At 62.3% G+C, this 13,546-nt stretch carries 11 protein-coding genes; 5 read left to right on the forward strand and 6 right to left on the reverse strand.

What is annotated here, in order from left to right; all coding sequences use genetic code 11:
- Window positions 1-36 precede the first annotated feature (36 nt).
- From AC5ZGW_RS16705 to AC5ZGW_RS16715, 3 genes are all read right to left on the reverse strand, one after another.
- Window positions 37-3,405, reverse strand: a complete 3,369-nt coding sequence (locus tag AC5ZGW_RS16705; RefSeq protein WP_130227394.1) for an adenylate/guanylate cyclase domain-containing protein — start codon at window positions 3,403-3,405, stop codon at window positions 37-39.
- A gap of 322 nt (window positions 3,406-3,727) precedes the next feature.
- Window positions 3,728-4,516, reverse strand: coding sequence for a DUF2066 domain-containing protein (locus tag AC5ZGW_RS16710; protein WP_245474828.1), 789 nt, complete (start codon window positions 4,514-4,516; stop codon window positions 3,728-3,730).
- Window positions 4,517-4,653: 137 nt separating this feature from the next.
- The gene (locus AC5ZGW_RS16715; RefSeq protein WP_165435324.1) at window positions 4,654-4,800 is read right to left on the reverse strand and encodes a hypothetical protein; all 147 of its coding nucleotides are present in this window, start codon (window positions 4,798-4,800) and stop codon (window positions 4,654-4,656) included.
- Window positions 4,801-5,717: 917 nt separating this feature from the next.
- On the opposite strand from AC5ZGW_RS16715, the gene AC5ZGW_RS16720 reads away from it, so the two are divergent.
- The 4 genes from AC5ZGW_RS16720 (at window position 5,718) to AC5ZGW_RS16735 (ending at window position 9,570) form a co-directional block, all read left to right on the forward strand.
- A complete protein-coding gene (locus AC5ZGW_RS16720) occupies window positions 5,718-5,987 on the forward strand; it encodes a hypothetical protein (RefSeq protein WP_165435323.1) in 270 nt (89 codons plus the stop codon).
- Between the two features lie 813 nt (window positions 5,988-6,800).
- On the forward strand, window positions 6,801-7,142 hold the full coding sequence (locus tag AC5ZGW_RS16725) for a hypothetical protein (protein WP_496113936.1): 342 nt from the start codon (window positions 6,801-6,803) through the stop codon (window positions 7,140-7,142).
- Window positions 7,143-7,439: 297 nt separating this feature from the next.
- Window positions 7,440-8,309, forward strand: coding sequence for a GNAT family N-acetyltransferase (locus AC5ZGW_RS16730; RefSeq protein WP_165435322.1), 870 nt, complete (start codon window positions 7,440-7,442; stop codon window positions 8,307-8,309).
- 172 nt (window positions 8,310-8,481) lie between these two features.
- Entirely contained in the window at window positions 8,482-9,570 is a 1,089-nt protein-coding gene (locus AC5ZGW_RS16735; protein WP_028163820.1) for a TRAP transporter substrate-binding protein, read from the forward strand.
- Between the two features lie 56 nt (window positions 9,571-9,626).
- On the opposite strand, the gene AC5ZGW_RS16740 is transcribed toward AC5ZGW_RS16735, so the two are convergent.
- From AC5ZGW_RS16740 to AC5ZGW_RS16750, 3 genes are all read right to left on the reverse strand, one after another.
- Complete coding sequence (locus AC5ZGW_RS16740; protein WP_130227392.1) at window positions 9,627-10,556, reverse strand: DMT family transporter; 930 nt, start codon at window positions 10,554-10,556, stop codon at window positions 9,627-9,629.
- A 215-nt stretch (window positions 10,557-10,771) separates the two neighbouring features.
- Window positions 10,772-11,176, reverse strand: coding sequence for a helix-turn-helix domain-containing protein (locus tag AC5ZGW_RS16745; RefSeq protein ID WP_130227391.1), 405 nt, complete (start codon window positions 11,174-11,176; stop codon window positions 10,772-10,774).
- Between the two features lie 8 nt (window positions 11,177-11,184).
- Window positions 11,185-12,234 (reverse strand): LysR family transcriptional regulator, encoded by a 1,050-nt coding sequence (locus tag AC5ZGW_RS16750; RefSeq protein ID WP_130227390.1) that lies wholly within the window; start codon window positions 12,232-12,234, stop codon window positions 11,185-11,187.
- Between the two features lie 94 nt (window positions 12,235-12,328).
- Here AC5ZGW_RS16750 and AC5ZGW_RS16755 point away from each other — a divergent pair, with 94 nt between their 5' ends.
- Complete coding sequence (locus AC5ZGW_RS16755) at window positions 12,329-13,546, forward strand: GNAT family N-acetyltransferase (RefSeq protein WP_245287274.1); 1,218 nt, start codon at window positions 12,329-12,331, stop codon at window positions 13,544-13,546.

Genomic DNA, 13,546 nt, shown 5'->3' on the forward strand with positions numbered 1-13,546 from the left:
GAAGCTTCGTTGCGGCAGGGCTCTCAATGAAGGCTGTCAATGAAGCTCGCCAAGCAAGGCTCTGGCGTTGCGCAAGTCGCGTGTGTCAAAACCTTCGGTGAACCAATCGTAGACCGGGGCGAGAAGGTCGTGGGCCGTTTCTCTCTTGCCCTGCTCAGCCAAAAGCCGTGCCAGGCTCATGGCTGCGCGCAATTCCCACGACTTGGCCTGCTGTGCGCGCGCAAGAGTGAGGGATCGCTCGAAATATGCTTTCGCTTTCGCCACGTCACGCTGCGGCGATTTGAGCGCGATTTCGCCGGCAACGCGATGCGCCTCAGCCTCGCACCACTTTTCCTTGGTGGCTTGCATCGCCGCCATTGCCTTGTCGATGCAGCGCCAGGCATCGTCGAATTGGCCCGAATCCGCATGCGCGATTGCCAGCATGAACTGGTGCTCCGGCGTGAATATGGTCGATCCGGCCGATCGCCACAAATCGATGCCTAACGTGACCGTCTCGACTGCCTCCGTGGCTCGTCCCATGAGGGTAAGGACATAGCCTCGCCGCAATACCCCTTCTGCCTTTCGGAATGGCGCGCGCTTCTCCTCCGCCAGGATGGCAAGTTCCTTGAGATACTCGTTTGCCGCGTCATAATTTCCGCAATAGGTGTTCACAAGAATCGGGAAGTTCAGCGTGAACATCAAAGTGGCGGCATGTTCAATCTGGCGCGCTTCCATCAGCGCGCAGTCTGCATCCCTGAGCGCAGCATCGGGATAGCCGAGCTGCCACAACGCCATTGAACGAAAGCCCAGGCACGTCATCCGGAGGTCCTGGCCGAAGCGCGTCATCAATCGCCGGTGCTCGGCCGGACGGTAAAGCGCCAGCGCCTCGTTGTAGTGCGCCAGAGCCTTGACCTGGTCCCCCATGAACGCGAGCGTACTCCCCATGGTGCGGTGTCCGACCATGAGCGGTACCGTCGTCCCGTCCTTCTCACCGAGAGCAAGAAACCGCGCGGCGAGCTCCCGCGCAGCCTCGCCGTCAAAGCTGATGAAATTGACGAGCCATTGCCCGAACAGCGCCGAAAGCAGCAATGAGGCGTCGTCGGGAGATTCTCCGAGCTGTTCCGCCTGCTCGATCAGCGCTCTCACCTGAGCCACGGCAGCCTTGGTTTCGGACGCGCTATATCCCTTGACGTGCATGAGCGTGTTCACGAGCGCGGTTTGCCAAATGATCTGCTCGCGCCGCAGATCGGGCGTGCTGGGCAAGGTCGCGATCTGCGCCAGGGCGTGGGTAAGTTGTTCTGCGGCTTCGGCCAGTGCCGAGCGCTCCTGTGAGCGTTGTCCCGCCTTGCCCCACAGGAACGCGGACTTTTCGATCAGGTCGGCATTCATGTAATGACGCGCCAGCAACTCGGGCTGGCTTTCGGCGATTTCGGGAAACTCTCTCTCGAGCACTTCGGCGATGCGCGCATGCAGCACGCGCCGTGGCTCGCGCAATAGCGTGCTGTAGGCTGCGTCCTGCACCAGCGCATGCTTGAACAGATAGCTCGCATGCGGCGGGATGCCCTGCCGAAACAGCAAACCCGCGCCTACCAGCCGGTCGAGCGCGCCGGCCAATTCCGCCGGCGGCTTTCGCACCACCGCGGCCAGCAACATGTGGGGGAATTCCCGGCCGATTGCCGCGCCAACCTGCGCTATATCTTTCGCCGAGCCGAGCCGGTCGAGCCGCGACATCAACGAGGCCTGCAGGCTGGCCGGGACCGGCACCACCGACTTTGGCTTTGCTGCGGCGGTCCGCTGCGCTTCGTTCTCGCCCTCCGCATCCAGCACCGCCTTGGTCATTTCCTCCGCGAACAGCGGAACGCCGTCGCTGCGCTCGATGATGTCCTGGCGGATGCCTGTCGGCAGCGACCAGATGCCGACGACTTCCTTGATGAGGGAATCGATGTCGCGCCGCGTCAGCCGATTGAGCGTAAGCGCAGCCACATGCGACCGTCCGATCCAGGGCGGGCTGAATTCCGGCCTGAAAGTGACGAGCATCAAGAGCCGGTGTCCGGCGACCAGATCCACCACCCGGGCAAACAATTCGAGGCTGGTTGGATCGGTCCAATGCGCATCTTCGACAATCATCAGCACCGGACTGATCCGCGCCAGCGCCTCGAGCTGCGAACAGAGAGCTGCCAGCGTTTTCTCACGACGGAGCTGCGGCTCGACTTCGACCGGAGGGTAGCGCCCATCGTTGGGCAGCGACAGCAATTCGGCGATCAGGGATGCATCCTCAGGCGGCGTCGAGCTCTGCGCCAGCAGCGCGTCGAGCTTGTCCAGTTTCGATTGCGGGCCGTCATCGTCTTCCAATGCGGCGACGCGCATCAACTGGCTGATGATCGGATGAAGCGCGCTGTCGGTGTGTTGCGGCGAACAGACGTAACGCAGGCGTATGTGCGGCTCGAGCGCAAGTTGCTGCAACAGTCCGAAGGTGAGCCGTGATTTGCCGATCCCCGCTTCGCCGGAAATCAGCACCACCTGACCTTCGCCGGCCTTCGCTCTTGACCAGCGCCGAAGCAGCAACTCGAGTTCTTCTTCCCGCCCCACCAGCGGCGTCAGGGCACCCGCGTGCAGTGCCTCAAAGCGGCTCGCCACCGAGCTGGATCGCAGTGCCGCCCAAACGCGCACATCGCCCTGGATACCCTTGAGGTCTCTTGTCCCGAGATCCTGCAGCTCGAACAGATTTCCGAGCAGCCTCCGGGTGCCGTCAGCAATGACCACCATGTTGGGTGACGCAGCCTGTTGCAGCCGCGCGGCCAGGTTTGGAGTTTCACCGACAATGCCGCGCTCCTGAGCGTTGCCCGACCCGCTGAGATCTCCCACGATCACCACCCCGGTCGCAATCCCGATGCGGATTTGCAGAACGACCGGAGCCTTGAGGGCGGAAATCGCCGAGATCAGCTCCAGCCCGGCCCGGACCGCACGCTCCGGATCATCCTCGTGCGCCTCCGGATAGCCGAAATAGATGAGAGCGCCGTCGCCCATATATTTCGCCACGAAGCCGTCGAAGCGTCGCACGGTCTTCGTGACACATTTCTGGTAGGTTGAAATGATGTCTCGCAAATCCTCCGGATCCATGCGCGTCGAAAGTTCCGTCGAGCCCACGAGGTCGACGAACATCACGGTGACCTGACGGCGCTCCGCCGTGTCGGGCGCCTTCGGTTCCACCGAGGCTACGGCGCGCTCGGGTGCAGCCTGCGTGGAGGCTGGCGGCTCGCTGATGGCTGCAAGGATTTTCCGCCGGTGCCCGAGCGGAATTGCGATGTCCTTCAGGTCGTCGTCCGTCAGGTGGGGCAGAACGGACACGTCAATCGCATGGTCGGCAAAACGCTGCGCGTATTGCCCGAGACCAAGTCGATCAAGCCACTGGGCAATCTCCTGCACGTCGCCTCCAGGCTAAGCTGCTGTCAATCATGGCCTTGCCGGCCGACCTGTGTTCCCGCGCGGCAACGGGACAAAAGGTGTGCGCTCGCCATGCCACTATCGATCGGAACGCCGCACTTGCGAGGCAGCCGGCCCATTCGCCGCGCCTCCGAAAGGAAAATGAACTTTGTATCCGGGCTCGTCAGGGCCCCAGGTTGGATTACCGCAGATTACATCGATTGAGAGTGAAATGCCGCACAGATCAGACGGCCAACGTCATTGCGCCGATTGTTCCGCTGGCGGTCAAAAAGCGGCGTCTTGAGCAGTGGCCGGTCGCTTCCGCCTATCCCGGATCACCGTTTCCCGAGAGGATCTGGGCCGCGCCGCCGATGCCGCGGCGGAAGGCTTCATCAAATGTGACGCCGCGAAGCTGCCATCGGTGCGTCCGGCCATTCCAGTCCATCCGCCACTCCGTCGCCCATCCGAGCTCCGACTCGTCCCACTTTAGCCGTCCGACTAGAACGACTTCGCCACCCCGTTCGGCTACCACAGATGCCAATGTCGAGGATGCCGTCGTCAAGAGCTCAGCGGCATTGATATTGGCTTTCGCCAATGCCGCGACATCGGGCAGCACGATCATCATGCCCCGCTTCAGGGCGGCGGCGAGAAGCGAGTCACGTTGCAGGTCGGACTGCCTTGCATCCGATGTGGCGATATCTTGTTTTGAGCCCTGCTCCATCTCGACAAAAACGCCAAGGATCGGGCGGCGCGAAAGCCAGGGCCTGACGCCGAGCGAGTTGAGAACATCGTTGATCTTGTTGTCGTCGAAATCGACGATCAAATCGTACGGCCGGTCGCGGGTGCCCTGTTCGTCGCGCTTCGGCTTGCCGGACATCTGGTCGTGGTAGCTATAGGCGCCGACGAAATCAGCCGCGCGCGATTTGTACGCATCTAGCCGAGGATCGCTCTCGAGTTTGAGGGCTCCGGAAACCTTGACGAGAACGTCCTCGAGACAAGCGGCAAAGCCGATGATGCGATTGGCTTCGCCCTGTCCGGTGACGATTGTCTGTGCGCGATAGAGATTCTCCGCCGCGAATGCAGATGTGCCGGGCCAGTTCGCCAAGACAGCCATCAGCGATATCTTGACGATGAGGGCGACCACACCTGGACATCGCACGATCATCTCTTAACAGCGCCAAGAGTAAGAGAAGGAGGGTTGACGATGCCGAGCCACTTGGTGGCCATACGGCGGCAATACCCCAGCCAGCACTACATTGTAGTGCTGATCGATCCGCAGGGCTTGAAGGTCTGGATCGAGCGCCCGTGCAAGCACCCTTCGTGTTTCTGGGCGAAGGCAAGCAAGCCCATGATAATCAAAGCCACCAAGACACATCCGGCCACGAGGTTCTGCATCATGGCTGTCACTCCACGGGGTTGGCAGACTACGCATTAGGTGACCGCTGCCAAGGATGATGAACACGCCGGGCGCGGCCGTCAATACGCCACACGACCGATCGAGCCTGGTCGACCGGAGGCTGGAAGGCGGGACATGACCCAAAATTCCCGGCGCTCCGAGCGGCCACTTCCGAGGGGCTCACTCACATCGGCTCGATCTCTCCGGGACGCCAACTCTTGTCGAGCCAAGGTTCGACCGGCCCGTAAAGGCGCAGCTGCGTGCTGCAGCCCTTCATGCGAGCCTCAGCGTCCAGCGACGGCAAAGGTCGTTCTGATGCGTGCGTTGGGTGAACTCAAAACCGGTGCCGGGCAGCAACGTTGATCAAGATCAACACAGGTCCGCTGCGGGGCAAGGCGGCGCTCGAGGCGTTTCGCAAGCGACCCCAGCGGCGATCAAATCCATCACAAACTCTTGTTGGACTAAGGCTGCGACGAAATCGATCTGGAAAGATGAGCGAGCCTGTTGGGGTCCGCTCACTCGTTCCTGGTAAACCTCTGCACGGAGAATCGCAATGATGGCCGACAAATCACGACGTGCCGTTCTCGCTTACGCAATGTTGGCCGTGAGGACCATCGCGCTCGGCACTCCCACTGCGCTTGCAGCTAACGCAGTGGATGTCCCTACCAAATATTTGGTTCGTTCGAGCGCGCCCGTGCGCCACGTGGATTGCACCTCTGCCCCGCGAGCCGCTCAACCTGCCAAGAATGCCCATGATCCATTCGCATCCATGTTGTTGGGATGACAAGCCCGTCGAGCTTGGTCGTCACAACATGCTCAACAATTTACCGAGCAGGCTGATTCACACGCTCGGTAACGTTTTCCCATTCTGATGAACGGCGCTTCTGTCTGAGCCTCGATAGCTGATTGAGAGCGAGCCATGTCAAGAAACATTCTCCTTGGGGTCGCATTGGCTGTAGCGTCGTTAGCGCTGGCAAACACCGGATCTGCAGAGGACGCCCCGTCCGTTCACAAGGAGCCATGGCCGATTCGCAATGGTCGCAATTACCAGCCAACCGAGCGTGAGCTGAGAGCCTTGCATCAGGAGGATGTCACGCCCAACCAGGCGCGCGAGATCGACCGATTGTATGATCAACTCCTGGCGAGTAGTGAAAAAATTCGCAAGCGGCATCCCGCAGGGAAAGAATGATCGCGCTGTTGCCGAAACCGCGCGAGAGCGGCGTGCAGCGCCGCGGTGCCGCCGAAAAGTTTGAGTGTCGACAGGCGTAGACTCCCTACGCAGTCGGGCTGGCGAGGTCTGCCAGCCCGACTCATTGTCGTTATTGGAACGTGCCAGTAGCGGTATTGGGCATGCAGGGGGGGTACAATATAGGGATCCGAGGCAAATGCGCCGACGTCTGCAGCCCGCACACAGTCCATAACGCCCCTATGGGCCTTGGTCGTGGCGTGCCGCGCCGCGACATCGTTGCGTGCAGCCATGGCCTGCGTTGTGAATACGGCGGCTGCGATGAGCGTGGCCGACACGAAGGTCATTTTTGTCATTGGTTTCTCCATATGATGACAGAAGCCAAGGAAGCGCTCGGCTCCTTAAGAGCGGCCGGCCTTCGGAAATATTTCATCACGCGCCCTCAACGAAGCGTGACCTTCTGCGCACGCTGCGCGGCGCGCCGAGCACACTTGACGCTGCCGCATCGAGGCTGAGCATCGGCGCTGGCAAACTGCGATCGCATCACTGCTATCCGTCGCCGTCTCGCCGTTACGGAAGTGGCCCAGCCTTGCTGTGAACCCATGCGGTGTCTGCCTCATTGAGGCAGATGGCAAACCGCCAAACGTTTGCGTGATCGGGAAATATCGAGGCTCCGATCTCGGTCTCCCTTTCAGAAACGCACATGCTTCCGTTCAAGATAGCTCGCGATCCAGACCGCACGTTCACCTCGCGAAGCGGGATCAATTCGTCTCGTCCCTCGCCGGACTACAATCGATCCATGCAGGAGAAACGAAAATGATTTCATTCAAAGCTCTTGCAGCGGCCGCGCTGCTGTCCGCCACCGCAGCGACGTCGGCATTCGCGCAAGCTCCCGCGCAGGGCGCTGCGAGCAGCAGCGCCCTGTATATGAAAAATCGGCGCGACTCCGGGTATAATCCGAGGAACGACTTCAATCCGGACGGGACCATGAGGGCAGCCATCCAGGAGCCGGGATCATTCTCGTTCTATTATCCCGACCTGGACGTTCTGAATGGAGGGGCGCCAACTCCTGCCGCCAGGATGTCTCCCGGTTGGCCCGCGTTGAAGGGCGCGTGTGCGTCGGCTGGCGGCGGCATCTCTTATTGCGGCCGCCGCTAGAGCATGATCCGGAAAAGTAGAGGCCGGTTTTCCCTCGCGACAAACGCGAAGCGTTTGCGCGGAGATCATGCTCAAACAAAGAGCTAGAGCGGGATGACGATTCGAAGAAAAGTCATCGCGCTCTAGGGTTCTCGTGATTTTGCGCCCGACGCATTCCCGCGTTGTCATGCTCGCCGCCATCACCGGCCGTTGACTCGATCGTGCGGCACGGCGGATGTTTTCCAGGGAGCCCCGGGCGCCGCCGCGAGGGCGTTTCTTCGGTTGCCAGTAACAGCTCACTCGTGGTGATATCGGTTCATGAGTCCATCTGTACGATCGTCCGCCACGAACGGCCTGCGCATCCGGACGATGCGGCCGGACGAAATCTCCATCGCCGTGGACTGGGCGGCGGCCGAAGGCTGGAATCCGGGCCTTGCCGACGCTACCTGCTTCGCCGCAGTCGATCCCGAAGGCTTCTTCATCGGCGAGCTCGACGGCGCGCCGATCGCGACGATCTCCTGCGTCAATTACGACGAGAGTTTTGCCTTTCTCGGCTTCTATATCGTGCGGAAGGATCTCCGCGGCCGTGGCTATGGTCTGCGCATATGGAACGCGGCCATCGCGCACGCTGGCCGACGTGTGATCGGGCTCGACGGCGTGGTGGCGCAGCAGGAGAACTACAGGAAGTCCGGGTTCGAATTCGCGTACGCCAACGTCCGTTACGGCGGCACCGTTGCGGCTCCGGATGTGCAGCAGGCTAATATCGTCCCGCTCGCCGACGTCCCATTGGCGAGTGTGGAGGCGTATGACGCGACGGTGTTTCCGGCTCGGCGCACCGCATTCCTGCGCGCCTGGATCGGCTCGCCCGACCATGTCGGCTGCGCGCTTGTCCGCGACGGCGGGCTCGCCGGCTGGGGCGTGATCCGTCCGTGCCGGAGGGGCTGCAAGATCGGCCCGCTGGTGGCCGACGACCGTGCCAGTGCCGAGGCGGTTCTGTCGGCTTTGCTGGCCCGCGTGGGCGGCGGCGAGATCTTCCTCGACGTTCCCAGCATCAACCGCGACGCGGTCGCGTTGGCGCAAGATCTGGGTCTTGCGCCGGTGTTCGAGACCGCGCGCATGTATACCGGCGCAGTGCCGCCGTTGCGATTGGAGCGCGTATTCGGCGTCACCACCTTTGAGCTGGGATAGCGCAAACCCCGCTGCCTCACATAGGCGCGATGGCCAAGGCTCAAGGCTTTGGGCGGGGTCAGTCGTAGGCTGCTCTGGCATCGGCCGGGCGTTTGCGATAGGTCCTTATGTCGTCGGGCCGGACGCGGAAGCGGTGCCCAATCGAATTGCAATCCGAAGGAGTGATGACATCATGAAACGCCGTACGTTTCTCAAAGGCGGCGCCGTGACCGGCGCGGCGACGCTGGTTGCGGCACCGGCGATCGCGCAGTCGATGCCCGAGATCAAGTGGCGTTTGACGTCGAGCTTTCCGAAGTCGCTCGATACCATCTACGGCACGGCGCAGACCTTTGCGAAATATGTCGCGGAGGCCACCGACAACAAGTTTCAGATCCAGACGTTTGCGGCGGGCGAGATCGTGCCCGGCCTGCAGGCGCTTGATGCCGTGAGCGTCGCGTCCGTCGAGATCGCGCAGACGCCGCTCTATTTCTACATCGGCAAGGAGCCGGCGCTTGCTTACGCGACGGGCGCGCCTTTTGGCATGAACCATCGCCATCAACATTCCTGGTGGACGTTCGGCGGCGGTGCCGAACTCTGCGACGAAGCGCTGAGGCCTTTCAAGGTGCATGCCATTCTGTGCGGCAACTCCGGCACGCAAATGGGCGGCTGGTTTCGCAAGGAGATTAAGACGGTCGATGATCTCAACGGCCTCAAGTTCCGGATCGCGGGCATGGGCGGTCATGTGCTCGCAAGGCTCGGCGTCGTGCCGCAGCAACTGGCGGGGGGCGATGTGTATTCAGCGCTCGAAAAGGGATCGATCGACGCCGCGGAGTTCGTCGGACCCTATGATGATGAGAAGCTCGGCTTCTACAAGGTGGCGAAGTACTATTACTTCCCCGGCTGGTGGGAAGGCGGAGCCATGCTGCACATGATCGTCAACGACGAGAAGTGGAATGCGCTTCCCAAGCAATACCAGTCGATCCTCACCCAGGCCGGCTCGGCGGCAGGCGCCTGGATGCTCGAGAAATACGACAGCGTGAACCCTGCGGCCCTGAAGCGGCTTGTCGCTGGTGGGGCGGAGCTGCGCGCGTTCCCGCAGCCGGTCATGGAGGCGAGCTACAAAGCCACCCAGGATCATCTGAACGAGCTTGCCGAGAAGAGCCCGCTCTTCAAGAAAACAAAAGAGAGCCACGACGCGTATATGAAGGACGTGCTCTTCTACACGCAGATCGCGGAAAACTACTACGACAACTATCTGCTGAGCAAAATGCGCAAGGGCTGATTTCGCCCGATCGCGCCAAGAACAGCTTCGGTTCTGATTCAGTCAGAACCGAAGCTCTAGGCCGGCTTCGGCTTGCGCGAGGCGACGAACACGCCTGACAGCACCAGCGCAAAGCCGATGAAGTGGAACAGTTGCGGATGCTCGCCAAGGAAGATGATCGAGAGCACAGTGCCGAACACCGGCACCACATGGAAGAACGGCGCCGTGCGGTTGGCGCCGATCAACTGGACGCCGCGGTTGAAGCAGAGATAGGCCAGCGTCGAGGGAAACACCGCGACATAGATCAGTGAGAGCACATTGCCGACGTTAAGCTGCATCACCGGTCGCGCCAGCAATTCCCAGATCAGGAGCGGTATCAGGCATGCCGCGCCGCAGCCGAAGGTGAAGGCGACGAATGACAGGCCATGGATCTCCGGCCGCTTCAGCGACAGCACCGAATAGATCCCGAACATCGTGAGACCGGCGAGGAAGATCAGGTCGCCCTTGTTGAACTCGACCTTCGACAGCGCGGTGAGGTCGCCGTGCAGGATGATCACCAGCACGCCCGCAAGGGACAGCAGGACGCCGAAGGCCTGTGCCACCGTCAGCCGCACGCCGAGCAGGACCAGCGACCACACCGCGATGATCAGCGGCGCCGCCGATTGCAACAGCAGCGTGTTCAGCGCCTGGGTATATTCGAGCGCCCAGTACTGCATGGTGTTGAAGACGCCGATTCCCGTCAGCGAGAGCAACACCATCAGGCCGAGACGGTCGCGGATCGCGGGCCAGTCCCGCTTCAGGTGCGGCCAGGCCCAAGGGAGGATCAACAGGAACGCCAGCGACCAGCGCAGGAAGGAGAGCGTCACCGGCGCAATATGGCCGGCGGCGAGCCGGCCGACGATGGCGTTGCCGGCCCAGAACAGCGCCGTGAGGCTGAGCAGCACGTAGGGTTGGTTGGCCAGCCAGTTGCCGGAGCCGGCAGGGGAGGTGGTCTCGGAAGCAGACATGCGTCGGGCCCGGTTCATGACGCCGCGGCCCGCCCGGCGGGTTCACGCGCCGGGCCGGAATGTGAGAGGACCCGGCCGAGGCCACAGACACGGATTTTGCGGCGGCGGCAATGGCGCTGGCTGCATCGCGACCATGCGCGGGCTCTATCCCCGGCAAGCCTGCCGGCCAATCTCGGCGACTGCTTGGCGGGGCGCCGGCGCGCCGAGGGATAGCGTCAGCCGGCCTCGCCGGGAGGACCGGCCTGGCGCTTGACGATCTGTGCGGTGAGGTCGATCAGGATCCGTTTCGTATCGGCGTCGTGCAATTCGCGAAACAACCGGAGCAGGCGCAACTCGAGCAGCGACTGCAACGATGCCGAGCCCGGCGCAGGCAACCGCCGTGCCCGGGCGGCGGCGCTGGTGGCGCGGCCGTTGAAGAGATCGACGGAGACGCCGAGCGCACTCGCCACCTGGCGCAGGCGCTCGATATCAACCGCATCCCGGCCGTTTGTGCGCTCCGACCGTTGTGGGGGCGGGGGCGTTGCTCCCAGCACTTCCGCAAGGTCGGACAGCGACAGTCCGATCTCGCGCCACTTGGCCTGCACCAATTGATCGATGTACCCGTCGGTCGATTTGCTCATTGGGTTGCTCAGCCGATCTTGGAGCGTGTTTCGTTCACGAAGCCTGCGAACAGATTTACCAGTGGCTCCCCCTTGTAGGTTTTCTGCAGATCGTTGGGATGCACGAACTCGTCGCGAAACCACGGATACTTCCGGCCGTCGAAGGCCTGGATGGTCCAGTCGATCAACTGCTTGACGCGCGGAATCCGCTTGGCGTCGGGATGATAGGCAAGCCAGATGTCGAGCGAGAAGTTGATGCCGATGTCGAGCGGGATCAAAGGCCCCGCCACCGCCGGCACATAGGTCGGCAGCCAGCCGATGCCGGCGCCTTTGGCGACCGCCCAGACATGGGCGCTGCTGACATTGTTGCGCATGGCGACGAAGCCGACCTGCTCGCGGCCGGCATATTGCTCGTACATCTGCTGCGCGCGGGTCTGGTCGGCGTCTTGCAGCACGATGCGGTGGTTCTGCCTTATGTCGTCCTGGTCCTTCGGCATGCCGTAGATCTCGACATAGGACGGGCTGACGAACGGCATGACGTGAAGACGGCCGATCTTGACGCGCTTCAGATCGGGCTTGTCCGGCTCTTCGAGCTGCACCGCGACGTCGGCCTCGAGGCGGAGCACGTCGGCGGAGCGCATCTCGCATTTGAGATCGACGAGCAGCCCCGGATAGACGCGCTGGAATTCGATCAGCCGCGGCGCGACCCAGAAAGTGCCGAGACCTTCGGTGATGGCAAAGCGCACCTCGCCCGAGAGTGCCGGCGTGGTCTGGCTCAGCGCGCGGTCGAGGGCGAAAGCGGCTTCCTCCATCCGCCGCGCCGCCTCTAGCACCTTCTCGCCTTCGGGCGTCAGCCGCACACCGTCGACATGGCGGGTGATCAATGTCGTTTTATAGGCACTCTCTAGTTGCAGGATCTGCTTCCGCAGGAAGTTGGCCGAAGCGTTCAGCTCGAGGGCTGCAGCGCGGAAGCTGCCGATCCGTGCCACCTCAAGGAAGATCCGCACCGAATCCCACTGGGCGATGCGGCCCGGGGGGTGTGCACGGTGGTGAACACCCCTGCGCTCAGGTGAGTGCATACAAATCGCCTCGTTTGTCGCCTTTTAGCTTAACGGGAACAACCCTCTATTCTTGGCAGAAACGCGGCAAATTCACAACCGCGAGAGATGATCGATGACTGCTCTGGACCTCGATTTTATTCGCAAAGCCGCCACCAGGCGCCAGGGGGCGGGTCCCGCCCGTTCGCTCGACAAGATGACCATGCTGCAATTGGCGAAACGTACGGTGATTTTCACCGTCGATGCCGCCGGGATTGCGGCGCTGATGGATGCGGCGAGGGAAGATATCCCGGGACTGACCACCAACCGCATCGTTCAGACCGTCGCCAACCATAATCCGGATGCGTTCTGGGCGATCGCGCGGCGTGATCAGTTCGACATTGCCGCGCCGAAGGGCGAAGGTTTCCTCGCGGTGCTTCCATTGACGCATGAAGGCACGCGCCGCCTGATCGACGGACGGCTCGATACCAAGAATCCGGATCTCGCCTTCGTCACGCGGCAGTCGGAGCGCCCGGCGGGCATCTATGTCTGGTGCATCCACGCCAAGGGGCCGACGGTCGCCGCGATCCCGCTGGTGCTGCAGAAATTCTCGAGCCCGCTCTACCAGGGCGTCAACATCTATTCGCGCCCGATCACCAAGGAAGGGCTGCGCGTGCTCGAGCCGCTCGGGTTCACCCCGGGCGCCCGCTATGATGGATTGTTCGCGCCGCATCTGCAGATGCTCGATCGCTCGCACGAGATGCCGCCGCCGAAGCCGGTGCCGCCGGATCCGATCTCGGTGCGCGTGGTGCGCTCGATGGACGAGATGGCACGCGTGATGGCGATCCGCAGCGCCGTCTACATGGGCGAGCAGCATTGTCCGTTCGAGGAGGAATTCGACGGCAATGATTTCTCCGCGACGCATCTGATCTGCCATCAGGGCCGCGAGCCGGTCGGCTGCCTGCGGATCCGCTACTTCGCCGATTTCGCCAAGCTGGAGCGGCTGGCCGTGCGCAGCGAAAGCCGCAGCGGCGGCATTGCGGGGCGCATCGTCGATGCCGCGATCGAGCTCTGCCGCAAGAAGGGTTACAACGTCCTCTATGCGCATGCGCAGAAGCGATTGCTCGGCTTCTGGGAGCAGCGCGGCTTCGAGCGCATGTCTGGCTCGCGCGAATTCGTGTTCTCCGATTTCGATTATGTCGAGGTCAAGCTTCAGGCCGAGCGGCATCCGCAGCGCATCACCCTTGGCGAGGATCCTTACGTCCTGATCCGTCCCGAGGGACAGTGGGACGTTCCCGGCATCCTGGAAATGTCCGCCGGCCGCGGCGCGGCCGCGCAGCCGGCCACGATGTGA

This window comes from Bradyrhizobium sp. Crot121 (assembly GCF_059512385.1).